Origin of the sequence: Haloarchaeobius baliensis (assembly GCF_052060055.1) — an archaeon.
Taxonomy (GTDB): domain Archaea; phylum Halobacteriota; class Halobacteria; order Halobacteriales; family Natrialbaceae; genus Haloarchaeobius; species Haloarchaeobius baliensis.
In genome coordinates this window covers 1-20,736 of the sequence record NZ_JBPPFR010000003.1, presented here as the reverse complement: position 1 = coordinate 20,736, position 20,736 = coordinate 1, and the positions used below count along the sequence as shown (strand labels likewise).

Here is a 20,736-nt window from a genome sequence, read left to right as displayed (position 1 = left end):
ATGTCCTGTCGAACACTCTATACAGCCGACGGCAACGTGCCCAGTCTCGTCCTCCCGCCGGGGGCGCTCGCCCACACCGACCGAGAATACGAGTACGACGTCGAACGCGACCCGGCCAACGTCGAACCGATCGAACACCAGATCCGCCTCGACTTCATCCGCGGTGGCCCCGTCCGCCGCGACCAACTTCTCGGCAGCTACAACCCCTGGAAGTACGACCCGACCGACCCCGCCACCCTCCCCTGGCAGGGCGTCAAGCAGAAACCACTCGGCCTCGCCTACGCCGAAACCTCCTGTGCCGCTCGTATTCACGAGGAGAAGCGATTCTACGACCACGTCGACAACGACGCCGTCCTCGCAGATGCCCCGGCCTTCCTAGCAGCGCGCCTCCGAATCGCTCGCGAACAACCCAACCCCGAACAGGCTCTCGAGGAAGAACGCCAGCGCCGCGAGAAATGGTATCGCGAACTCATCCCCGGGCCAAACCTCAGTCAGGTCCTCAAGGACTCGTCGTACGGCTCGCTCATCGAGGCGTGTATCGGGCCCGCACCCGACGCCGATCGCCTCCTCGAACACAACGCCTTCGTCGGGATGGTCCTCGTCGACGACGACACCGACCCCGACGCCTACGCTCGCGACCGCACCCTCGATTCCACGTACGTCCTCCGAGAATCCGCGCTCTCGCATACCCAGACCGATGACCCCGTCCGACTCGCTGACTACGGCATCGACCTCCCTACCCCGCTCCTGGTCGGCGAATACCAAAGCGGCAGCCAGTACCCTCTCATCCCGTGGGGTGACGCCCTGACCTGCGCCTGTCCGTACAAACAGTCAGCCCCGTGGCGCGTGATGTGCAAACACGAACTGCTCGCGAGCGTCGTCTGCGGTGGCCGCGACTCGATCTTCCTCCCCGTCTCCCGGGGCATCGACGTCCCGCACCGAGCGCGGCGCTTCGTCAGCCCCGAAATCGCGGTCTCACACCAATCCCGAGCGGAGGGCTGTCACCGATGACGACGCTGCTCGAACGCGAACATCGGAAACTCGTCACCGACCCACTCGACGCCATCAGCCAGCAGACCGGCAATTCGCCGTATCAAGTGTTCTCGGATTGGATCGACCTCGCCCTCGCCAGTTTCAGCGGCGACGAAGACGCGTATCAAAAACCGCTCGCCCGGTATGCAAACGACGGTCGCGATGAAGACACCGTCCGAGAGCTCGCAACTCAGCACGCAAACGCCCTCGGGGGACTCGTCCTCGCGATGGAACAGACCAACGAAGACGTTCTCGGCGGCGTGTACGAACACTACGGCCTGACGAGCAGTCACTTCGCCCAGTACTTCACGCCGGGGGCGGTGAGCCGCGCGATGGCAGCGATGAACCTCCCCGATGGTGAGGACCTCCGCGAGGCCACCCCCGAAGACCTGCTCGTCATCGGAGACGTCTCCGGCTGTGGAAGTGGCCGACTCATCGTCGATACCGCGAACCGCCTCCGCGAAATCGCTCCGGAGGCCCCCGCCGTCTTCCTGGGCTACGACAAAGACCCGATCTGCGCGAAAATGGCGGTTCTGAACTTCGTCCTCAACGACCTCACCGGGTACGTCTTGCTCGGTGATGCCCTGAAACTCGAGGCTCACCGCGTCTGGTTCGTCAGCGTCGCCCAACTCGCCCGTGGCGACCACCCAGTGAAAGCCCTCGATGCCGACGGGCGTGATCGTGTGTTGGCTCGCTTCTTCGGTGTGCCACTCGACGACGGCGCGACCAAACCGTCGGTAGACGACGCCATGGACGACGTCGATAACGAGGCCGACGCTGAACACGGAGGTGAAGTCGGCGAGCCCGTCACCGAACCGCCCACGGCACACACGACAGGAGTTGAGTCTGCCCTCGATGTCGCCCTCGACGATGAGAACACCGCGCAGGTCGGCTTCGACGAGTTCGCGTGACACCCCGATGACCGTCTCCTGTAATCGGAAGAAGTGCGACCGAACCTGGCCTCGCGATCCCGTCCTCGAAATCCGGTGTCCCACGTGTGGAGCCGACATAGGGACGAAGTGCAAGCGCCCCTCCGGACACGGCGGGAACTTCGTCCACCCACACGCCGCTCGCGACCGGCTCGCCGTCGCTGACGGACACTACGGCGACTGCCCGCTGGGAATCTGCGCCGAATCGCTCGCGCAAATGCCCAGCAAAGGGGCAACCAGGGGCTCGAAGAGCAGCAACACCACGCTCGAAGCCGGGTGTGAGAGCCAAAGTGAGAACGAGCGTGAAGGCAAGACTGCAGACTCGACCAGCCAGCTCACGTTCGGGGAACTGTGACCGGCAGACAGTTCGGCTTGTCCTACGCAACAATTGGACCGTCAGATGACTTCACTTTGTTGCGTAGGACACTGTTCCCGCCACCGTTTGTCGCCCCCGAGTCGGTGAGGGACTCGAAACATGACCTACGATATCGAGACGGACGCGCCCGAGCGTGTCCGCTACGAAGCCGAACAGCTTCACGAACTCGCCGTCAACCACTTCGGATACGACACGGAACACGTCCTGTTCACCGCTCACGCCGACGGCACGATCTCCGGCCGCATCGCACTCTACGTCGCCGGCGACTACCACGACTACGAACACGACGACAGAGACGACAGAGACGACACCGATGCCAACGACGAGATAGAACAGGCCTCGATGAACGCTCGGGACGACACCTTCCACGACCAGGACCGTGACCCGGACCCACCGAGCGTCGGCGCAACCGTTCCCCGTCCGTCGGCCGACGCGACCACTGATACCGCCGAGGCCGGAGCCTGACGATGGGTGTCCTCGAGGACCACCCGGACGCCACGCACGTCCGCGTCACGTTCCACCCGCAAATTTGGCACCACGGCCGGGCCGTCACCAGCGACGACACCGAAACATATCTTGTTCCCATCGAGCACGCGCTCACTCCCGACGGTGAGCTCGTCGCCGACGATACGGACGGCTCAGACCAACTCGCTCGCGTCGACGACGCCCCCGATATCGCACGGAACTGGTCAGGCCCCTTCTACGTGACTGTCGACGAACTCGTCGATGAGATCGAGGTCGAGACCGGAAACGAGCACCCACCACGGTAACTGTGCCGCCCTACGACACCCTCCGCTGGGAAGACATCGACATCAACGATATCGACTACGACGCCCTCGATGAGAACCCGACCGGCCACGAACGAACACTGCGCTCGCTCCGTTCGCAAATCGACTCCACCGAAGCGATTCTAAGGCGCTATCTTCGCGAACTCGGGGTCTCAACCGGCGGCGACCTCGCCCACGTCTCAATCCCGACGCACGTACAGTATCGCGATCCGTTCGCGTTCGACCGCGCACGCCGGGCTCGCACCGCCCAATCGAATCTTCGGAGTCAACGCCAACGCTTCTGCCAAGTCTATCGCGAGCATCGACGCCGAAAACACGACGTCGAAAACACTGAATCCGCGTAACAAACCCTCGGACGCACATATACAGCACATTTACAACTCGAAACAGGGGTGTGTTACAACACGAAAAAGGGGGGTCAGGAGCTAGTTACAACTCGAAATAGGGGTGTGTGCGGTAGGCTGTATCCCTCCCCAGTCGGCTTCCTACGCAACAGAGTGGATTCGCTTACACTCCAGTTGTTGCGTAGGAGTGAATCGACGCCTCGGTTTGTCTCCTCCGCTAGCGGTAGAGCGGCCCAAGCCGCTACGAACCTATGAACGACTACGAAGCAATCCTCACGACACGCGTGGTCGGCCGCGACCTCGCAATCGCAGACGCAACGACAGAACTCCTCACCGTCATCCCTGACGACCACATCTGGCGCGTCGACGTGTACGGCGACGTCGAGAGTGCTGAGGGCACCGAGTCCAATCCGACCACGCTCGGTATCGGCCTCACCTTCGAGACCGCGACTGACCTCGGGCTCGACAGCAACCCCGATGAACGTCTCGAAGACGGGGAAGCGCTCGAATCCATCGAATCCATCCCCGTCACGTACGGGAGTGAGCCGGTCGCTCACTCAAAGGCGGGTGGCTACTAATGCCGACGTATATCCTCGCCATCGACGACTTGTTTCGGGTCGACGCGCCGACGGAAGCAGCCGCCGAACGAGTCCTCCTCGAGCGCCTCGGGACAGACCCCTACGTCGCCTCCGACGTCATCGTGGTCGATGTCGAAGACGACGCTGACACGACGGACCCCACTCCACAGAGTCAGACGCATGACTGACCGCTGGATCGACGTCCACTCCGTCACGTGTCCTCTCTGTGGTGAGCTTGCCGATGAGCGGGAGACACTCTCCTGGGACGCATTCGATGAGCCCGCACCCGGAGCATCCTCCACGATGCTCGAGACCGCGCACGCACTTGTTGCAACCGTCGGTAGTGGAGAAGCACACTCTTCCTGTTTCGAGTTTGCCGAACGCAACGGCGTCCCGGCCGCCCTCGAGGAACTCCGGAGTGATTCGCTATGACTCAGCCAATGACGCGACCGCCCTCTCACGAACTGAACCCACGTAGCATCGTTCACAGCCTCGTCAACGACACCCTCGACCGGCTCGATGAGCAGGGAACCTCACTCGGAGCCGCCGACAGCGATCAACTGTTCGAGGCCCGAGCCGACGCTATCGACGACCTCCTCCACACCGACCGCGATCCCTTCGGTGAGGACCTCGTCGCAATTGCCCACACGCTTCAGGTACTCAGCGCAGAATACGGCCTTCGGGATATCCAAGAACCTGCCCAGTTCCCCGACTGTGCCACCACGCTCGTCGAAACCTTCCGCGCCGGCGTCCTTTGGCATCACCTCGAGGCCGCCGTCGCCGCTGAGCTCTCCGGCGAGGCGCGTGGCCGAGAGATGCACAGCGCCCGAACCGATGCCCGCTGGCACCTCGGAGAGGCCATCGACGCCCTCCAAGACGCCGGCGAAGACGACACCGTCAGCGCCGTCGAAGAACTCCTCGCACAGGTCCCCGCCTGACGAGACCGAGACACCAGACAACCCACTACGCCATCGATTGACCTAGTGAGGACGCCACAACCACCACATTCAATGTGGAAATGTGGACTGCGCGAAGTTATGTTTGAACTAAGCCTAACATAGGTGTGAATATCCCCTCCACGTACCCGACACTCAGCTTGGAATCTGAGGTGTCTGTCGACTCATTTGATATGATTACGATCATGGATGGCCCGGGTGTGAAGGGGCTCGAGAGGTACTTTCTCGGGTACTTCAACGAAGATCTCCGTGACGCTGACGGGACCTTTCTAGCACGCCCCGTCGGGCATCACGAACTCCCCCATCCGATGACGCTCCCAGAAATCGAGGAGTGGGCGCTCAAATACCTCAGCGTTCCTGAGGAGGCCCTCTCAGAATGTGAAGAACGAGAGCTCCGCACCAACCGAAGCGAGCAGCCAGACCAACCCGGCCAAGAGAACACCGAGGACAGCACCGGAGCGATCTAACCAGTAATTGCCTGCCAGGACCCGCCGCCGTGCCTCAGCATTAATAAATCAAAGGAATTCCCTCCCATGACTGACCCGACCACCACCAGCAACGAACCACCGACCGACCACACCAGGATGCCAGCGACCGCATCGACAAGCGATGTAGATTCAGCTCCGGCTGGAGATCACCAGCGACCTCGAACGCTGAGAAGGAACTTGACCCGCCGAAGCGCCCTCGCCGGGGTTGGCCTCCTCGCAGCAAGCAGTCTCTCCGGCTGTCTCGGACTCCTCGGCGCAGAACCCGTCGCCGCAGACCAACCGAGGACCACCCCCGGAACCGCAACTCCCACGCCAAGCACTGGCCCGGGAGCGGGAGGCAGTGACGGCGACGATTACCACGACCCCGATGGACCATCGACACCCGACGCCGACCAGGCGTCGACGCCCGAGGCACCGACGTCGCTTGTCGGCCCCGGCGTCCTTCCCGCCGATGTCGAACCAGAAGAGGGACGCGGTGGCTCCGAGCAGTGGCAAAAGCCCGACTACCGCGCCTGGGTGGGGCCCCTAACCGCCGCGAATCACGGCCTCCAAGACGTCACCATCACGAATACACCCCACGCCAACCGGAAAAACAGTCCGCTACTCGCGCGCCTCGATCTTGACTACCTCGACGAGCCCGTCATCGAATCCGACGGGACGTTCACTATCACGGGTGCGCTACACTACACCCACGCCTGCGGCTACTACGGTATCAACTATCTCGATGTGGTCGACGGCGAAGCCATCATCGCCCTCGCGTACACCATCGACGAGACCACCTGTACGCCTGAACACCCCGGACGTCTCGGCGCACGATACGGGCCCATCACCATCACCGGGAAACTCGATTCGAGCATGGACGCCGACCACCTCATCGTTACCTTCCTCAGCGGCGTCCACGACTACAAACTCGAAGAATCAGGTGGCGACTGGGGCGGTCCGTGGCGTTCCGTCGCAAACTGGCACTTCCACATATAGCGGACCACGCATCGAGGGGCGCGGTTGCCCCTCGCACCCTGTTTGTGCCCCCCGTCGAAAGCGCGGGATCAGTCACCGACGGCACTTCCCTCCCGTTCTGTCTCGCCCCGGTGATACGACCACCACCCACGAACTCGACCGATACCATGAGCTCCGATACAGCCAGTGCCAGCCCGCAGAACCGCTCGTTCACCGTCCATCACCAATCCGTCTTCGTCATCGGCGCCGACGCTGACAGCGACGGTGATACCGACCACACGGCCGATACGAAGACCAAGACTGTCGACGAACACGGACTGCTCGCGTTCGACGATGAACCGTTCGAGACCACGCTCTTCCATCACGGCGTCGACGTCGATACCCGCCAGCGAACCTCGCGAATCGAGACCGGCGGGAGCGACGAGTTCATCGACGACCGGCCGCTCTCGGCCATCCGCTCGGGACGGGACAGCACCGATTCTCTCGAGGCCGCCCCCGGTCAGCAGGGGACGCTGTTCGCTGATACCGCACTCGACCAGCGAACTCTCAACGGTAAGCAAGCCAACGCCCGCTTCCTGTTCGAGGTCCGGCAGCGCCGACAACACGGACACGAGGACTCCCCGGACGACGAAGCCTGACCGCCAATCTGGCTTAAGTACGACAGCGGGGTATAGAGGGTGAGATACACCCTCCTATGACCACCGACGACCGCGACTACTACAGCCCCGAGGATTTCGGCGACGCCTACTACGAGAACGAACACTATGGGCCCGGAACTCCCGATGCCGACTCGGACCTGAATAACACCGAGATTGAATGTAGCGAGTGCGACCGGCCCATAACCGCAGGCGACGACCTCTGTGCAGACTGCGAACGCGAACTCGAGGAAGCCAACGCCCACCCCGACGCCTACGCGCCTGTTTTCGACGAAATCGCCGTCGGCTACGAACCCACCGTCGACGACATTGCGTTCGCCGTCGTCCCCGCCTGCTCGCACTATGAGGCCATCATCAAGGCCACTCACGCGTTCCACGACCGCCAGACCATCCCCGATCTCCCGACCGGCTTCGACGGCCGGACGTTCATCCTCATCCACGAAGCTCCAGAGTCCGACATCCGACCGTTCACCGTCGGATGGGGCGCGCTCCCCGATGCCGTGCCTGTGGCCAGCGAAGACGGCCTTCGCCTGTTGAAAAAAGCGCGGAGACGGACGGACTGGCTCGACGACCCACTCGAGGACCGCCCAGCCGAACCGTGGTTCTATCTCTACGACGAAGCTGGCGTCCCAGTCACATCAGCTGGCGACTTTGTCGACCTCCTCGACGGGTATCACGTTCCCGACAGTCCAGAGGAGTACACGCCACCCGAATACGGGAGCGCAGAACCAGAACTCTGGATTGTACCCGGCTTCGCCTACACGATCACGCCGGTCGTGACGTCCTGAAGCACGTCTACGATTCCACGTTGCCCGTTCCCGGCCGCGAAGTCACCGCCAGTTTGTGGCTCCCCGTAGCCAGTGGAGGACAACCACGAGATGACACACAGCGACAGCATCGGACATACGAATACGAACCAACACGAAAGTGGCTTCCTCGCCTGCCCCGAGTGCGGCGGCGAGCGCTTCTCTTGGGTAATCCACCAGGTCCAATTCGGCGGTGTGCATCGCTTCGAGAACGGCCACGTGGACGTCGAGGCCAGCAAAGACGGCCCCATCACGGGGTCAGACATCGGCGAGAACGGCGTCTTCTGCGTCGAGTGTGGCGAAGACCGCACCTACGACGACCTTGTGCTTGCGGACCGCGTCGCCACCACGGGGGAGCGATGATGCCTGAGTGTCTCGACTGCGGGCAGTCAGTCGCATTCAACCACGAAGTCGAAGGAACCGAAACCCGAATCTACGACGGGGAAGGCTACTTGGACAGCGTAGAGCACCAACAACTCGAGACGCGAGCTTGCTGGTGTGACGAGTGTGGAAGCCACAACGTGGAGTTCCACTGATGACCCGCCCCAGCCACGTCTTCGACGACGAGGAACCCATTTACGCGCAACTCCACCCAGGAATGGTCTTCGTCACCAGAGACGGGGGCCGCATCTTCCGCGTCATCCGTGTCGATGAACCCGCCGACGAAATCAGACTCACCGACCAGTCAACGGGTGACCACGAGATTCGCTCCGGCGACGAGATGTGGGCCTTCTGGGACCACGAAGCGTTCGCCGTCCCGCCAGCGGTCCTCAACAACCCCGAACGAGTCGTCACCGAATACGCCTGGTTCCACCTCAGCCGTGATCTCGAAACGATAGGCCGTAGCCACGAACATCACATGGCCGGGAGCGAACGCGTCTCCGACATCGAATTCGCACTCTGGGCCACCTGCGAAGCACGCCGCGACAACTGGCCGCCCGACGACGCCGCCGGACTCTTCGTCGGCTCCAATCCCGAAGATACCAAGGAGGCCCATTAATGGGAGCACACACGTTCTACACCCGTTCGAGCGGAGAAGACGCAAAAAGTGCCTTCCAGAACGCTGTCGAGGACGCGCAATACCGCCACGGACACGCCGGCTACACCGGCACAATAGCAGAGAAAACGTCGTTCACCGAGATACCGGCCGACGAAGTCGGCGATACCGACCCCCACGAATACGCCAGCCAGCTCATCCGTGACCAGGACCCGCGTATCGACAGCAAATGGGGACCCGCCGGCTGTATTCACCTCAGCGACAACATGTACCTCTTCTTCGGCTGGGCGAGCGCCTGACGCCCCCGGTCCGCGAACACCGGGTCGTGGCTCCTCTCGCGGTGTTGCCGGTGGGCCACGCTCGAAGGCTACGACCGGCTCCTCACCTACCTGCTTCAAGGAGAGAGTCCCGCGTTTCAGGGCGGGCGTGAATCCGACCACTTACGAACAACCGCAGTCGTCACTTATTCCGGGGTGTCCCCCATTCACCTTCACTCCGGATGGCGAGTATATAGGTATCTGCTCGCCCTCCCTTGGTTCAATGAAGCGAACCAACACGTTCGAAGTGGTTCCTGAGTCCGACGCGGACGAGGAGTTACTTCGACGCCTGTTGGACGCTTCTGCCGCGCTCTGGAACGAGATCAACTACGAGCGCCGCGAGAACTATGCTGATCCAGACGGAGATGTGTGGGAAATTAGTGAGTATCGCGGTCGCTATGGCGGTGTCCTCGGTGCGTCCACGGTTCAACAAATCGAGCGCAAGAACCGAGAAGCATGGAAGTCGTTCTTCAGCCTCAAGAAGAAGGGCGAAGCCAACGGCAAACCCGGATTCTGGGGTAACGCAGACGAAGGTCGAGAACTCTGCACGTACATCCGAAACACGTCGTACTCCGTCAAGTGGGGCGAATACTCTCGCCTCGAAATCCTCGTCGGTAAAGACCTGAAAGACGAGTACGGGTTGGGACACCGCGAACGGTTCCGGCTCGAAGTTCGAGGCGACCCCAATTGGAAGGAGTACGAGAAGCAAGGTCGGTTGGAGTTGTTCTACGACGAGCAAGCACAGACATTTAGGGCTTTTCAGCCAGTCACCGTCGACGATTCTCTGCTGGCACAACCACTGGCTTCGGAAGAAGCCGCTCTGGATATTGGCGCGAACAACCTCGTCGCCTGCACTACCACAACCGGCCAGCGATACCTGTACGAAGGACGCGACCTGTTCAAACGATTCCGTGAGACGACGCGGGAAATCGCCCGCCTCCAATCACTGCTGGAGGACGGTCGATACAACAGTCACCGAATCCAGCGCCTGTACGACCGGCGTACCAAGCGCCGTGACCACGCTCAAGACGCACTCGCTCGTGATCTCATCGAACGCCTGTATGACGAAGGCGTCTCGATGGTGTACGTCGGGGCGTTGACGGACGTCCTTGACACGCACTGGTCGGTGGAGACGAACGCGAAGACGCACAACTTCTGGGCGTTCAGAGCGTTCGTGAATCGACTGGCGTGTACCGCTGAGGAATACGGTATCTCGGTGGAAGTACGGTCTGAGGCGTGGACGAGTCAGGAGTGTCTAAACTGTGGTTCGACAGAGGACACGACACGTCACAGAGACACGCTGACGTGTCCGTGTGGCTTCGAGGGGCACGCCGACCTCGTGGCGTCGGAAACGTTCCTGAGACGGCAGACAATGGTGACACGGTCGATGGCACGGCCTGTATGCCTCAAGTGGGACAACCACGAATGGTTGGAGTCATCACGCTCTCTCCGTCCCAACGAGGAGCATACGAACCCGCAAGTTGCCTCCGTGGGTCGGTAGTCGGTACCCCAGCGCGAGGAAACCCCGGCGTTTACGCCGGGGAGGATGTCATCCCGTGAACACACTGCGTGCGCTCATCGCCGACGCCGTCGAGTGGGCATCCCTCCACGGATACGCCACCGTCGAAACCCGCCTCGAGAATCCCATCGCAATCAACGCCTTCAACGGCCTCACCACGCCCGTCGAGGCCGGGGCAGACTCGGCCAAGCCAATCGTAATCGCGTCACCGACAACGTCCTAGTCGGCGTGACCACCAGGAGCACGTTTGTTGGCGGCGGCGCCGTGCGCCGCTAGCCAATCACCACCTTCTCACCGCAGATTCGAGATATGGCACACGCCCAACCACAGCACACGAGCCCCGACTCGTCGATACACGTCCAGGATATCGAGACTGCTCGACGTGCTGAGTACGTCGCCTTCCTCTCGCGACACCCCTTCGCGACCGACGCCCACGAACTCGGCTTCGTCACCGGCATCCGCGAGGACTGTCGCCTCCAGACCGACCACCTCCGCAACGTCGACATCCCACTCGGGATGCTCGACAACGACTTCAAAAACCCCGACCTCGAGCGGTATCTCGAAACCTTCCGAACCCACGAACCCGAAATCGGCGTCATCGGCGACGCACCAACGCCCGACGCCGCTCATCGCTACGTCGACGCCGCCCGCGAGCTCAAAGCCGACTTCCCAGAAGCGACGCTCATCGTCGTCCCGAAGTGCTACGAAGCAATCGCCATCATCGGGGACGCCGAGGTCCCAGGAACCCCGCTTGTCCTCGGCTACTCGATGGGCTACTCGGATATCCTCGCGAACGAGTTCTCCGATTACGCTGACTGGCGCGGCCAGCGTGTGCATCTCCTCGGCGCGAGTCCACCCAAGCAGTGGAACGTCATCCAGCAACTCACCCAGCCGACGCTCACCAGCGATCCACCCGCTGATATCGTCGGGCTCGATTGGAACGGCCCGCACAAAGTCGCCTACAACGGGGAGTCCTGGTCGCGAGACGGGTGGCAACGCGCCGACCAACTCTCCATTCGCAGCACCGTCCGTCGAAGCCTCCGTGAGATGCGAACCTACTGGGAGGCACGCGGCGTGTGGCCCATTACTCTCCGTGACCGTCACGGCCCCGCTGTCAGAGAGCCTGACGATGCCGTTTGGGGGGCCACAGGCGGAGATATCGGCGAACCCGACCCACTCTCTGGCCCGGATGAATGGGAGACACGCGTCGACTTCGACGATGACGAAACCTATCCTATCGAGCACGCCATCGTCGTCACCTACGAGGACGGCCGAACGCTCGCGTATCGCTCTCAGACCGAGCGCGACTACGTTGAGTATTACGAGGGGCTGTGGGATAGCGTCACCGAGGAGTGAGTGTGACTGACCTTGTCCGACCGGCAATAATCGTGATTGGAATTCGCCTGTGTTAGTATTTCCACCCGAATCTCGTTTTTGCTCAGAGAGCGAAATCCCGCCGAAGCCTTAGGTTCGAGAACGCTAGAAATGCGAATGGAAGGAACACTGTCACACGCTCCTTCCACCCCTTTCCATGCCCGACGACACGCAGCTACTCGGTCGCTGTCCGGATTGCGGCGAGCGAATTGCTACTGCATGGCGGCTCATTGACTATGAGAAGGCTGACGGTACCGAAGGCACGTGGGCCGAGTGTCCTGCGTGTGGCGAGGTCGTCGCGCCGGAGTAGGGCAACAGCAGAATCAAGTGTATTCCCTCGCGTAACTTGTCTGAGAGTCCACTAATGGAGATTTCCGATCAACTTCGCTGTCTGTTCTCCGCCTCTGCTGAAGAGCGAGACGGTTCGTATGTCGTTGAGGTACCTGAGCAAGAGATTCGGTTCGACAACATTCAGGCGGGCGAGACGTATCGTGTGGCTGTTCTCCCATCACCGGTGACCGATGAAGCCAACGAGACGCAGGCAGAATCGAACCACGAGCAAACGCCACAGACCCCGCCTGTTGAGGAAGGTGAGCTGCGCACCGTCGAAATCCAAGACATTGGTGAACAGGGCGACGGTATCACCCGGGTTGAGCGAGGCTTCGTCGTCATTGTTCCCGAGACTGAACAGGGTGAACGAGTCACCATCGAAATCACTGACGTGCGGGAAAACGTCGCCTTCGCGGATGTTGTCGAGCGGGTCAGTTTCTACGACTGATACCCTTCACCTCGTTCATCCGTAATCCGCGACAGACGTTCGCGTGTTCTCTCTCCTGTCGCTACTTGGGGTCTGTACGGGCTGCAGTAACGACGAGTGACAGCTCGCCGAAGTGCTTCGTTCGACACAGATGGTCTATGAGTCAGATGCGTCACCTCCAGTCCTGCGTGAGATATACGCAACTAATCCCAGTATCCCGAAGAACCCGTAGACAGCCCCACGGAGATGTGGTGATGAGCGCCCTCGCTTTTTACTATCCTGATATACGTAGTACCCGACCGTTGGCCAGAAAATAAGCAGATAGAGCCCGATACGGAGGAGGGCACCGTTGTATGCGGTGAGGATATCCATACTGGCCAATCCTGTTATTTGGCGATAAGGTTGTGGGTGCGAGACCCGCGATGTGTATTCAGCACGACTTCTGCGACATCATCTGCCTCTGATAGACCTCACCGCGGCAACTACGCTTGGGAAATGAGACGAAATCTGAACGTATAGCACATCATGCCCTGGTGCTGAATTCACCCCCCGGCGACAGCTAATTCGCACCTGTTTGTCGGGCCCCGCACAGCGGAGGCCATTCCAAAATGGAACCCAACACAGACGACCAGATCGAAGGACAGCGAATCGTCGCGATCCGGAAGATGAGGGATACAGAACTCGAACACGAAGGCTGGGCTGCCCGACGCGGGAACTCGCCCCCTGTCATCGAACTCGAATCCGGTGCTATCCTTTATCCATCGATGGACCCCGAAGGAAACGGCCCCGGCGCGCTGTTCGGTATCGGTGCTGCCGATGAAGCGTTCTTCATCTCGCCCTGACCGGCCCTCAAATCCCAATTCCAGCTCCCCATGCACATGCTCATCCGCGTCGTCTCGCAGGCCCACTGCGCCGAGGACGCAACCGGAATCGCTCGTGGCCTCTTCGATGGCTACGGCGCCCCACTGTATCCCACATTCGACTACGGCACGCTCATGACCGACGGTGGTCGATGGAGCGACTCGCTCCCCCAAGTACTCCGAGACGTCGGTTCCGTCCCCGCAGACAGCGACACCGGGAACGGACTCATCGAGGAGGCGTGGCACTCGACGATGAAGGAACTCTCACGGAAACTCGCCGTCATCCGCGCCGGCTTCGAGCAACTCTCCGATGAAGAAATCCTCGAAGGCGAGAGCGTCGAAGCCAGTGTCGAACCCTGGAATCCACTCGGGCTCGCAGCCGACGAAGACGACTACATCGACACGTACACCGGCGACATCCGGTACGCGATGTACGGCGTCGGGGAATACAGCGGCCCGATGTACTACCTCTACGACGAGTACGGAACGGCCATTCGTACCCCCTCGGAATACCGCGATCTCCTCGAAACCATCGCGACCGGCGACACCGACGACGACCAAGAGTGGTACGTCACGCCCGTCGACGTCCACTACTGACTTCTACGAATCCGGCGGGTAAGCAAGGCCGCGACCTCGGGGGAATGGCTCAGGATTTACCGATCAGTACACTCGGGAGAGGGGGGATGGCGCCTACTCGCCGCTGGCTTTCCCCGCGTACTTCGAGGTCACCGTTCCCTTGCTGTTCCTGAAGACGCAATAGCGATATGGGCCGTGTGGACACTGCTTGCAGCCAGGGCCACAGTCGAGTTTCCGTATCTCGACCGTCCCGTACCGCCGCAACTCCTCATCCGAGAGCGCAATCCGCTCTGACTTCGACTTCTCCTCGAACTCCTTCTGTCGACGCCGGCGCTCCGGAGCAGGCTGGTCCTTCTGTGGCAGCGTATCAACCATCTCACCGCCCCGACCCTCACCAGTCCCGTCTACCTCCTCGCTCTCGTCCGCCCCCCCAACAGAGACGGGTCGCGACTTGTGGGCGATCAACTCCTCGGCATACTCGATCACGTGCTCGAGCTTCGGGATGCTCTGGGATTGAAGCGGGTCCACGACCCAGTTCGCCAACTCATCCGGGGGCTCAGGCAAATCGTCGTCGGTGCTGTCGGGGGAGTCCGAGGCCATTTTCCTACGCAACACTCAACGTAAGAGCTCAGTATAGTTGTTGCGTAGGAATCGAACTCGCGCACCGTTTGTCGCCCCCAGGGTCGGTGAGGGACTTGCCCGATGGATACCGAAACCACCCCCGCCAGACGAACCACGACCGACCACCAGGTGACGCCGCCAACCCTGACTCCGGATGTGGACTCCGTCGACGCCAGCATCGCCCGCGCCCGCCGTGTGCAACACCTCAGTGCCGTCGTCAGGGCACACCTCGACGATACAGACCGCCACACAGACGACCCGGAAACCCTCGCGAAGGCCGTCGTCGAAGACCTCTATCGAGCACACCCACACATCCGCCTCGAGGATGCCCTCGAACTCGCACGTATCGTCGAACGCCCACTCGAAGTTGACTCGACCAAACGCGCAATCGAACACGTCGTCGAGGATGCCTGCTCGCACCTCAATGCGTGGGGACGCTTCGGCCCAGAGAACGCGACCAGCCCCACCGAACACGAGCGAGCACGGGTGTGACCCGATGAGCCACGACGCCGCCGTCCTCGAACAACTCCCGCCGGAGAAACTCCTCGATACATCGAACTATCGCGTCATCACCCCCGCAATCACGATGATGGGAGAAGTCGAAACCGTCGAACAGTACCTCGAGTACGAACGAGCGCACCGAAATCGAGGAGGCATCATCCGCCGGCTCACCGAGCGCCGCGACGCCATCTACGAAGAGCGCGGGGAGACGCTACCAGTCGATGTAGAGATCGCGACCGAAAACCCGGACGAACCCCCGGTTCAGATTCACATCGAGTCCAACGCACAGACGCAGACAGAGACGGAAACGGAGTCGGAATCGCGTGCGTCGGACATCTCACCGTCGCCATCGGCAAATGTCCTCGCACTCGTCCACGAACACGGGCCAACTGGTGTCCCTGGGTCACCCGAACCACCAGCCTGGGACGAGCTCTAGTCGCGAACTACGTCCGCCGAATTGCCCGCCATCCGTTCGCGAGCCGCCGTCGAGGCCCCCGTCTCCGTCACAGCAGCGGCCGTGTCCGTGACGTCTCCGAACAAGCGTCGAATCGGGTGTCGCAACGCCGCCAGCCGACCGAGATCGCCGCTCCGGTAGTTCACCGCCCACGTCCGCGTGTTTCCCTTCGTGTCTCGGCGGGCGACCACGAACTTCACCGGGCCGAACGGGACCTTCACCAGCGACAACCACGACTCGCACAGCGTCGTCCCTCGGAAACTCAACGACGCGCCACCCACCCAGTGTGCAACCTGCTGGTCGACGTCCTCTGAAGAAAACCACGTCCGAGCATCCTCCATGAACACCTCGAATCGCTCGGGGAACTCACTCCCGATGTGGGTGATGAGATACTCCGATTCGCCGTCCTCAGTGTCCTTCTTCCAGAACTCGAGGAAGATGTGATTCGACGGCGAGCGCAGGACGTTCATCCACGCTCGCTCGCGGCCCTTGCCGTGGAGTGAGACCGTGTCAATTCGCTCCCAGCCCTCCGGAGACCGCCCCCCATCGTAGTGGCCGCGCAGCGGCGGGATGACCTCGAGCGCGTGGGCCCGCAGATACTCCGTCGGGAACGGCACCTCCAGGCGCACTTCCTCAGCCGGTTCGGGGTCCAACAATCGTTGCACGGGGTTAGGATAGCCGTCCACTCCCCCGACGAGAGGGACCGCGTGAGGCCACGGCCGCTTGACGCGGTGTTCGGCGAACGCCATGTCGTGGCCCTCGAAATCGGACTGGTACGCCCAGAACACCGAGTAGCCCGCGTTTAGATACTCCCCAGTGATCGGGCCAATCTCTTTCTCGGCGTGCTTGTGCTGAATCTCGACGATGAGCCCCTTCCCAAAGGGGTACAACTCGGTGGAAAACGTCGCGACGACATCCGCAATCCGATTTGTCCCTGGGATTTGCCGCTCGTGATCTACGGACGCCGTCTCGAACACCTCACGCAGCTTCATCGCCGCGATGGTCTTGAGTTTGGCGTGGAGATTCGACTCGCCCGGACACTCCGACCCTCGCGGATGCACGAAATGCTTTGAGACAAAGCGCCCCCGGTTGTAGTGCGACCGGCGAACGCCGAGTGACTCTTCGCAAAGTGGGCACAGAATCGTGTCGTCATCTCCGACGTCTAGAGGAAGAACCCGGTCGCCGTTCGGACGCATCGCGAGGTAAGGCATGGTGGTGGTTCTCGAAGGGGGACGGCGAGCTCGGTTGGCTCAGATACTCTACGCGACGAGGCGACAAAAAGGGATTCGGGCCTTCACGCTCTCTCCCCACACAAAACCGCGTATTCACGGCGAGACTCGGCTGGGTGATGGCCAGACCACGGCACTTACCGGGGCATCTGCAACGGAGTGGCTTCCCACGGCACCACCCGTGAGATTCCACTGGAACACCCTCCTAAAGATGTCAGCGTGACAGCGGGAGGTCACCCCGTATGTTGGGGCAATCTCTGCCTCATCACCTGTCCGCACAGACGCTCCTATCCGGGTGTCACAGTCTTGGCCAATACAAAATAAGGACTCCGGCCGTATATCCTTTCGGTGATGAGGTAAATCGACGGACTGCGCTACATTTGTTTGGCCATTCGGCCCATGAGCCAACAGGAACGCATCTAGTCGAAGAACCTGTAGAACACGGGTTCCGTGTGGAACCTTTATACTACGGTAGTAGGGCCAAGAAGGAGCACGAATCTTAGCGTATAACCCGTAGAACCTGTATAACCTGTATAACCCAAAGAACGTGTCTGACGTAGATTTATACGCGTTCTACGAGTACCTCGCCACATAACCTGTAGAACGGGCAGTACCCGTATCACACAGGTTCTACAGAACACACGGGATACCCATGACACATCGGCTCTCAATCTCGATGCAGAAAGGCGGTGTCGGAAAGAGTACGACGACAATAAATCTCGCAGGGGCGCTCGCCGTCTCTGAGGGACTTGAGGAGGATAGCGACGTGCTCGTCGTCGATGCAGACCCCCAAGGATTCATCACCATCACGCTGGGTCTGCGCGAATACTACGTGAGTGAGGATCGGTCCCTCTACGACATCATGACGGATATTGACCGATTCGACGAGGTAAATGATCTCATCGTCTCACACAGCGAGTTCGACGTCCTACCAGCCCACGGGAGCAATTTCCAGCTCGAACGTGAGCTCTGGTCACTCAGCCGGACTCAGGAGCGCCTAGGAATGGTGCTCGACCGGATTGAGCACGACTACGACTATGTGCTCATTGATTCACCACCCAACATGGGACCACTCGCAGACGGCGCGTTATTAGCCGCCCGTAACGTCCTGTTTGTCTCACGTGCAGATCCAATCGCGACGTTCTCGATGAATCTCCTTACACAGGAGATCAACCAACTCGAACGCGAGTTCCAGACAGATATCGGGATTATGGGAGCGGTGGTCAATGCTGTAACTCGGAACAACATCAGCGAGGACCGCCTCGAGTGGTTCCACAAGAACATCGGCGAAGAGCACACGTTCACCATCCCAGAGACAGTCGCCATCGAAGGCGCGTTTGCTCAAAACCACAGTATTTACACCTATGAACCGGAGAATCGCCATCGGGAACAGAAGGCCGAGGAAGTCCGTGAGACCTACGATGGCCTCGCACGTGCCGTGGAGGACTACTTCGCATGACTGACGGAGAACCCGAAGACGAAATCGAATCCGAAGACGCTGATCCGCAGTCCGGCGGAGATTTTGATGACGCTCTCGGCAACGCTCTCAGTGGTCGAGTCGGTAAGCGGCCCCAGGAGACCGATGATGAAGCCGGTGATGAAGGAGATGAAAGTGAGACAGATAACACGGGTGATACAGGTTCTACGAGTTCTGCGAGTTCGACAAGTTCTGGGGGTGTGACAAGTTCTACAGAGAAGACTCGCGGCCCCGACCCCGACCCGAACAGCACCCGCAGAACTCGGACGAAGTACGCTGTGTACCTCACTGAAGAGTTCCAAGAGGAACTTAACCAGGCATACACGAAAGCGAATGCCCAACGAGTCATGGAAGATAAGGGGGAGATCGAGAAACACAAGCACTTCCTCGAAGCGGTCATGAGAGCCGGACTCAACCACGACGACCTCGACGCGTACATCGAAGAACTGCTCGAGCGCTACTGAGACGGACAGGCGCGGAATCCTGATTGAACGAGCGAGGAAACGGCTACCGACCGTTGCACACGGTTGAGAGGGAATAATGAGATGTCTTACCCTGTCTCCGGCTCTGTATCCCCCCCACTGTCCTCTGTGTGTTCCTCATCTCCCTCCTTAGCGGGGCGTCGTTGTTTCTCACGGTGTTCGGCGAATGCAGCTTCAGCGCGGTCGGCCAGCTCTCCGGCCTCGATATGTGAGTAGTGTTCGCGAACGATCTCCTCGGAATTGTCGAGGTAGCGAGCCGCCTCAGCGTGGCCATACGCCCTGACGAGGACCTCACCAACACCGCGTCGGGCCCCGTGAGGCGCGAGATACCCGTGCTTGTCGTCCAGTTCAATGCCCGCCTCGTCCGTGAGACGCTTCAGAACCGTCCGAGCGCCATGGGTCGTCAACGCCGGTGGTGCGATATCATAGTCCGCGAGGAGTTCGAGAACGGACGCCTCACCGTCGTTCACCTGCTCTCGGCGGAGGATCTCGACTTCCCCGATGTCGTATCCCCGACTAGTCATCGCCTGTGTGAACGTCTGTACGAGCGTCGGGTAATCGAGCGTCGGAAACACCGGCCAGTCCTCACCCGAGGGAGCGAGCACACTCCGAACGCGCTCAATCGAGGGTACTGCTGGCTCAGGAAGTGGTCTATCGTCCCACTTCCCGCTCTTCCCAAGGACCTGGATACTGTTGTCCTCGAGGGCAACGTCCGCCCAGCGGAGACCATCCCGACCGCGTCGATCATCGCCGTCGTCGGCCAGTATCTCCGCGCCTCGGACTCCCGTAAAGCAGAGGACGTAGACGAGAGCCCGGTCGCGACACGCTTTGATTGCGGCCTGACGGTCACTCGCGACGTCGTCGATTGCCTTGTGCGCTTGTTCGTCGACGTACGAGAGGAGTTGCTCGCGCTGCTCGGCCGTCCACGCCTGCTGTTCCCCGCTCTTTCGCCCGGTATCTTCGGGCAGTGGCTCTTTCGCACGGCGGCGCTGGGCGGGATTCCCAGACAGATAGCCTTCGCGTGCCGCCCACCCACAGAACCCGGAGACGTGGGCGTAGTAGTTCCGGACTGTGCCCCCAGTCCAGCCCTGTCGAGAGAGGTAGCGAGCGTACTCCCGGAGGGATTCAACGGTCAGCTCCTCGAAGGTCGCCGACGACGCCGATCGGTCGCCGGCGAGGAACTCGACGAAACGGTTCACTTCGCGGTCAGCGTGTCGTCGATACTGTCCGCTCTCGCCATCTCGTCCTTTCCCTTTGTCAGTGAGGTAGTCATCAAGGACGTCGAGGACGGCCACCGCGTCCCCCCGTGACTCTGGAGTGGTGTCTTGAGGGTCTGTATCCGGAGGTTTGGGCGGTGACATGGTGTTGGCTGTGGCAGACGGCGGCCTCCTCCTTGAATCTGTTTACGTTTATCGCGCTAAACGTAAGCGGTCGCACGAGGCCACCAGACAACCCAATTCGGCGGGTAGAAGTCCTAAATCACCCGGTTTATGGATATTCGAAATCACATAAACCCCATATCGCTATATAATTTCTGGCTGTCTGGAAGTTGAGACTACAACAGGTATAGCAGGGCTGTAATGCGTGGATTTTGCCGAGTTAGTCAGCAGAAACTACCTCAATGCTCTCTCCAAGCGGCATTCTTGTCATATTTCCAACCGT

At 60.8% G+C, this 20,736-nt stretch carries 31 protein-coding genes; 28 read left to right on the top strand and 3 right to left on the bottom strand.

Going from position 1 to position 20,736, the window contains the following annotated elements; genetic code table 11:
• Positions 1-36 precede the first annotated feature (36 nt).
• The 24 genes from ACSG06_RS16960 (at position 37) to ACSG06_RS16845 (ending at position 14,331) form a co-directional block, all read left to right on the top strand.
• The gene (locus tag ACSG06_RS16960) at positions 37-1,011 is read left to right on the top strand and encodes a hypothetical protein (protein WP_440991472.1); all 975 of its coding nucleotides are present in this window, start codon (positions 37-39) and stop codon (positions 1,009-1,011) included.
• Positions 1,008-1,943: an N-6 DNA methylase gene (locus tag ACSG06_RS16955; RefSeq protein WP_440991471.1), complete on the top strand. Its 936-nt coding sequence runs from the start codon at positions 1,008-1,010 to the stop codon at positions 1,941-1,943. Before ACSG06_RS16960 ends, ACSG06_RS16955 begins: the two co-directional genes overlap by 4 nt.
• Positions 1,944-1,950: 7 nt before the next feature.
• Positions 1,951-2,316, top strand: a complete 366-nt coding sequence (locus tag ACSG06_RS16950) for a zinc finger domain-containing protein (protein ID WP_260644188.1) — start codon at positions 1,951-1,953, stop codon at positions 2,314-2,316.
• Between the two features lie 120 nt (positions 2,317-2,436).
• On the top strand, positions 2,437-2,802 hold the full coding sequence (locus ACSG06_RS16945) for a hypothetical protein (RefSeq protein WP_440991470.1): 366 nt from the start codon (positions 2,437-2,439) through the stop codon (positions 2,800-2,802).
• 2 nt (positions 2,803-2,804) lie between these two features.
• Complete coding sequence (locus ACSG06_RS16940; protein WP_440991469.1) at positions 2,805-3,107, top strand: hypothetical protein; 303 nt, start codon at positions 2,805-2,807, stop codon at positions 3,105-3,107.
• 2 nt (positions 3,108-3,109) lie between these two features.
• Complete coding sequence (locus tag ACSG06_RS16935; RefSeq protein ID WP_440991468.1) at positions 3,110-3,469, top strand: hypothetical protein; 360 nt, start codon at positions 3,110-3,112, stop codon at positions 3,467-3,469.
• A gap of 251 nt (positions 3,470-3,720) precedes the next feature.
• On the top strand, positions 3,721-4,047 hold the full coding sequence (locus ACSG06_RS16930) for a hypothetical protein (protein WP_440991467.1): 327 nt from the start codon (positions 3,721-3,723) through the stop codon (positions 4,045-4,047).
• A complete protein-coding gene (locus ACSG06_RS16925) occupies positions 4,047-4,235 on the top strand; it encodes a hypothetical protein (protein ID WP_440991466.1) in 189 nt (62 codons plus the stop codon). The genes ACSG06_RS16930 and ACSG06_RS16925 overlap by 1 nt, the downstream gene beginning before the upstream one ends.
• Positions 4,228-4,479, top strand: a complete 252-nt coding sequence (locus tag ACSG06_RS16920; RefSeq protein ID WP_440991465.1) for a hypothetical protein — start codon at positions 4,228-4,230, stop codon at positions 4,477-4,479. The genes ACSG06_RS16925 and ACSG06_RS16920 overlap by 8 nt, the downstream gene beginning before the upstream one ends.
• Positions 4,476-4,985, top strand: a complete 510-nt coding sequence (locus ACSG06_RS16915; protein ID WP_440991464.1) for a hypothetical protein — start codon at positions 4,476-4,478, stop codon at positions 4,983-4,985. Before ACSG06_RS16920 ends, ACSG06_RS16915 begins: the two co-directional genes overlap by 4 nt.
• A 125-nt stretch (positions 4,986-5,110) precedes the next feature.
• On the top strand, positions 5,111-5,470 hold the full coding sequence (locus ACSG06_RS16910; protein ID WP_440991463.1) for a hypothetical protein: 360 nt from the start codon (positions 5,111-5,113) through the stop codon (positions 5,468-5,470).
• 66 nt (positions 5,471-5,536) lie between these two features.
• Positions 5,537-6,469 carry a hypothetical protein gene (locus tag ACSG06_RS16905; RefSeq protein ID WP_440991462.1) on the top strand — a complete coding sequence of 311 codons (933 nt, stop codon included), beginning with the start codon at positions 5,537-5,539 and terminating at the stop codon, positions 6,467-6,469.
• A 146-nt stretch (positions 6,470-6,615) separates the two neighbouring features.
• A complete protein-coding gene (locus ACSG06_RS16900; RefSeq protein ID WP_440991461.1) occupies positions 6,616-7,086 on the top strand; it encodes a hypothetical protein in 471 nt (156 codons plus the stop codon).
• A 56-nt stretch (positions 7,087-7,142) separates the two neighbouring features.
• The gene (locus ACSG06_RS16895; protein ID WP_440991460.1) at positions 7,143-7,892 is read left to right on the top strand and encodes a hypothetical protein; all 750 of its coding nucleotides are present in this window, start codon (positions 7,143-7,145) and stop codon (positions 7,890-7,892) included.
• Between the two features lie 90 nt (positions 7,893-7,982).
• Positions 7,983-8,273 (top strand): hypothetical protein, encoded by a 291-nt coding sequence (locus ACSG06_RS16890; protein WP_260644176.1) that lies wholly within the window; start codon positions 7,983-7,985, stop codon positions 8,271-8,273.
• A gap of 172 nt (positions 8,274-8,445) precedes the next feature.
• Positions 8,446-8,910, top strand: a complete 465-nt coding sequence (locus tag ACSG06_RS16885) for a hypothetical protein (protein ID WP_440991459.1) — start codon at positions 8,446-8,448, stop codon at positions 8,908-8,910.
• Positions 8,910-9,206 carry a hypothetical protein gene (locus ACSG06_RS16880; RefSeq protein WP_260644174.1) on the top strand — a complete coding sequence of 99 codons (297 nt, stop codon included), beginning with the start codon at positions 8,910-8,912 and terminating at the stop codon, positions 9,204-9,206. The genes ACSG06_RS16885 and ACSG06_RS16880 overlap by 1 nt, the downstream gene beginning before the upstream one ends.
• A 241-nt stretch (positions 9,207-9,447) precedes the next feature.
• A complete protein-coding gene (locus ACSG06_RS16875) occupies positions 9,448-10,725 on the top strand; it encodes an RNA-guided endonuclease InsQ/TnpB family protein (protein ID WP_440991458.1) in 1,278 nt (425 codons plus the stop codon).
• A 55-nt stretch (positions 10,726-10,780) separates the two neighbouring features.
• The gene (locus ACSG06_RS16870) at positions 10,781-10,966 is read left to right on the top strand and encodes a hypothetical protein (protein ID WP_440991457.1); all 186 of its coding nucleotides are present in this window, start codon (positions 10,781-10,783) and stop codon (positions 10,964-10,966) included.
• 86 nt (positions 10,967-11,052) lie between these two features.
• A complete protein-coding gene (locus ACSG06_RS16865; protein WP_440991456.1) occupies positions 11,053-12,099 on the top strand; it encodes a DUF6610 family protein in 1,047 nt (348 codons plus the stop codon).
• A gap of 175 nt (positions 12,100-12,274) precedes the next feature.
• Positions 12,275-12,427 (top strand): DUF7837 family putative zinc-binding protein, encoded by a 153-nt coding sequence (locus ACSG06_RS16860; RefSeq protein WP_128081515.1) that lies wholly within the window; start codon positions 12,275-12,277, stop codon positions 12,425-12,427.
• Between the two features lie 54 nt (positions 12,428-12,481).
• The gene (locus ACSG06_RS16855) at positions 12,482-12,895 is read left to right on the top strand and encodes a TRAM domain-containing protein (RefSeq protein ID WP_440991455.1); all 414 of its coding nucleotides are present in this window, start codon (positions 12,482-12,484) and stop codon (positions 12,893-12,895) included.
• Between the two features lie 587 nt (positions 12,896-13,482).
• Positions 13,483-13,716, top strand: a complete 234-nt coding sequence (locus ACSG06_RS16850) for a hypothetical protein (RefSeq protein ID WP_440991454.1) — start codon at positions 13,483-13,485, stop codon at positions 13,714-13,716.
• A gap of 36 nt (positions 13,717-13,752) precedes the next feature.
• Complete coding sequence (locus ACSG06_RS16845; RefSeq protein WP_440991453.1) at positions 13,753-14,331, top strand: DUF7995 family protein; 579 nt, start codon at positions 13,753-13,755, stop codon at positions 14,329-14,331.
• Between the two features lie 93 nt (positions 14,332-14,424).
• Here the strand turns inward: ACSG06_RS16845 and ACSG06_RS16840 are convergent, their stop codons facing one another.
• A complete protein-coding gene (locus ACSG06_RS16840) occupies positions 14,425-14,910 on the bottom strand; it encodes a hypothetical protein (protein WP_440991452.1) in 486 nt (161 codons plus the stop codon).
• 102 nt (positions 14,911-15,012) lie between these two features.
• Here ACSG06_RS16840 and ACSG06_RS16835 point away from each other — a divergent pair, with 102 nt between their 5' ends.
• Positions 15,013-15,423, top strand: coding sequence for a hypothetical protein (locus ACSG06_RS16835; RefSeq protein WP_440991451.1), 411 nt, complete (start codon positions 15,013-15,015; stop codon positions 15,421-15,423).
• A gap of 4 nt (positions 15,424-15,427) precedes the next feature.
• Positions 15,428-15,868, top strand: coding sequence for a DUF8129 domain-containing protein (locus tag ACSG06_RS16830; protein ID WP_440991450.1), 441 nt, complete (start codon positions 15,428-15,430; stop codon positions 15,866-15,868).
• Here the strand turns inward: ACSG06_RS16830 and ACSG06_RS16825 are convergent.
• Positions 15,865-17,097, bottom strand: a complete 1,233-nt coding sequence (locus tag ACSG06_RS16825) for a hypothetical protein (RefSeq protein WP_440991449.1) — start codon at positions 17,095-17,097, stop codon at positions 15,865-15,867. The genes ACSG06_RS16830 and ACSG06_RS16825 overlap by 4 nt on opposite strands.
• 670 nt (positions 17,098-17,767) lie before the next feature.
• Here ACSG06_RS16825 and ACSG06_RS16820 point away from each other — a divergent pair.
• Both ACSG06_RS16820 and ACSG06_RS16815 read left to right on the top strand, forming a co-directional pair.
• Positions 17,768-18,574 (top strand): ParA family protein, encoded by an 807-nt coding sequence (locus ACSG06_RS16820; protein WP_440991448.1) that lies wholly within the window; start codon positions 17,768-17,770, stop codon positions 18,572-18,574.
• Positions 18,571-19,056, top strand: a complete 486-nt coding sequence (locus ACSG06_RS16815; protein ID WP_440991447.1) for a DUF8160 family protein — start codon at positions 18,571-18,573, stop codon at positions 19,054-19,056. Before ACSG06_RS16820 ends, ACSG06_RS16815 begins: the two co-directional genes overlap by 4 nt.
• Positions 19,057-19,142: 86 nt before the next feature.
• On the opposite strand, the gene ACSG06_RS16810 is transcribed toward ACSG06_RS16815, so the two are convergent.
• A complete protein-coding gene (locus ACSG06_RS16810; protein ID WP_440991446.1) occupies positions 19,143-20,369 on the bottom strand; it encodes a tyrosine-type recombinase/integrase in 1,227 nt (408 codons plus the stop codon).
• Positions 20,370-20,736: the final 367 nt, after the last annotated feature.

Excerpts from the sequence above, each read along its gene's own strand:
- ACSG06_RS16955 (WP_440991471.1), top strand. The coding sequence starts at position 1,008 with ATGACGACGCTGCTCGAACGCGAACATCGGAAACTCGTCACCGACCCA.
- ACSG06_RS16950 (WP_260644188.1), top strand. The coding sequence starts at position 1,951 with ATGACCGTCTCCTGTAATCGGAAGAAGTGCGACCGAACCTGGCCTCGC.
- ACSG06_RS16945 (WP_440991470.1), top strand. The coding sequence starts at position 2,437 with ATGACCTACGATATCGAGACGGACGCGCCCGAGCGTGTCCGCTACGAA.
- ACSG06_RS16940 (WP_440991469.1), top strand. The coding sequence starts at position 2,805 with ATGGGTGTCCTCGAGGACCACCCGGACGCCACGCACGTCCGCGTCACG.
- ACSG06_RS16930 (WP_440991467.1), top strand. The coding sequence starts at position 3,721 with ATGAACGACTACGAAGCAATCCTCACGACACGCGTGGTCGGCCGCGAC.
- ACSG06_RS16925 (WP_440991466.1), top strand. The coding sequence starts at position 4,047 with ATGCCGACGTATATCCTCGCCATCGACGACTTGTTTCGGGTCGACGCG.
- ACSG06_RS16920 (WP_440991465.1), top strand. The coding sequence starts at position 4,228 with ATGACTGACCGCTGGATCGACGTCCACTCCGTCACGTGTCCTCTCTGT.
- ACSG06_RS16915 (WP_440991464.1), top strand. The coding sequence starts at position 4,476 with ATGACTCAGCCAATGACGCGACCGCCCTCTCACGAACTGAACCCACGT.
- ACSG06_RS16905 (WP_440991462.1), top strand. The coding sequence starts at position 5,537 with ATGACTGACCCGACCACCACCAGCAACGAACCACCGACCGACCACACC.
- ACSG06_RS16900 (WP_440991461.1), top strand. The coding sequence starts at position 6,616 with ATGAGCTCCGATACAGCCAGTGCCAGCCCGCAGAACCGCTCGTTCACC.
- ACSG06_RS16895 (WP_440991460.1), top strand. The coding sequence starts at position 7,143 with ATGACCACCGACGACCGCGACTACTACAGCCCCGAGGATTTCGGCGAC.
- ACSG06_RS16890 (WP_260644176.1), top strand. The coding sequence starts at position 7,983 with ATGACACACAGCGACAGCATCGGACATACGAATACGAACCAACACGAA.
- ACSG06_RS16885 (WP_440991459.1), top strand. The coding sequence starts at position 8,446 with ATGACCCGCCCCAGCCACGTCTTCGACGACGAGGAACCCATTTACGCG.
- ACSG06_RS16880 (WP_260644174.1), top strand. The coding sequence starts at position 8,910 with ATGGGAGCACACACGTTCTACACCCGTTCGAGCGGAGAAGACGCAAAA.
- ACSG06_RS16875 (WP_440991458.1), top strand. The coding sequence starts at position 9,448 with ATGAAGCGAACCAACACGTTCGAAGTGGTTCCTGAGTCCGACGCGGAC.
- ACSG06_RS16865 (WP_440991456.1), top strand. The coding sequence starts at position 11,053 with ATGGCACACGCCCAACCACAGCACACGAGCCCCGACTCGTCGATACAC.
- ACSG06_RS16860 (WP_128081515.1), top strand. The coding sequence starts at position 12,275 with ATGCCCGACGACACGCAGCTACTCGGTCGCTGTCCGGATTGCGGCGAG.
- ACSG06_RS16855 (WP_440991455.1), top strand. The coding sequence starts at position 12,482 with ATGGAGATTTCCGATCAACTTCGCTGTCTGTTCTCCGCCTCTGCTGAA.
- ACSG06_RS16850 (WP_440991454.1), top strand. The coding sequence starts at position 13,483 with ATGGAACCCAACACAGACGACCAGATCGAAGGACAGCGAATCGTCGCG.
- ACSG06_RS16845 (WP_440991453.1), top strand. The coding sequence starts at position 13,753 with ATGCTCATCCGCGTCGTCTCGCAGGCCCACTGCGCCGAGGACGCAACC.
- ACSG06_RS16840 (WP_440991452.1), bottom strand. The coding sequence starts at position 14,910 with ATGGCCTCGGACTCCCCCGACAGCACCGACGACGATTTGCCTGAGCCC.
- ACSG06_RS16835 (WP_440991451.1), top strand. The coding sequence starts at position 15,013 with ATGGATACCGAAACCACCCCCGCCAGACGAACCACGACCGACCACCAG.
- ACSG06_RS16830 (WP_440991450.1), top strand. The coding sequence starts at position 15,428 with ATGAGCCACGACGCCGCCGTCCTCGAACAACTCCCGCCGGAGAAACTC.
- ACSG06_RS16825 (WP_440991449.1), bottom strand. The coding sequence starts at position 17,097 with ATGCCTTACCTCGCGATGCGTCCGAACGGCGACCGGGTTCTTCCTCTA.
- ACSG06_RS16820 (WP_440991448.1), top strand. The coding sequence starts at position 17,768 with ATGACACATCGGCTCTCAATCTCGATGCAGAAAGGCGGTGTCGGAAAG.
- ACSG06_RS16815 (WP_440991447.1), top strand. The coding sequence starts at position 18,571 with ATGACTGACGGAGAACCCGAAGACGAAATCGAATCCGAAGACGCTGAT.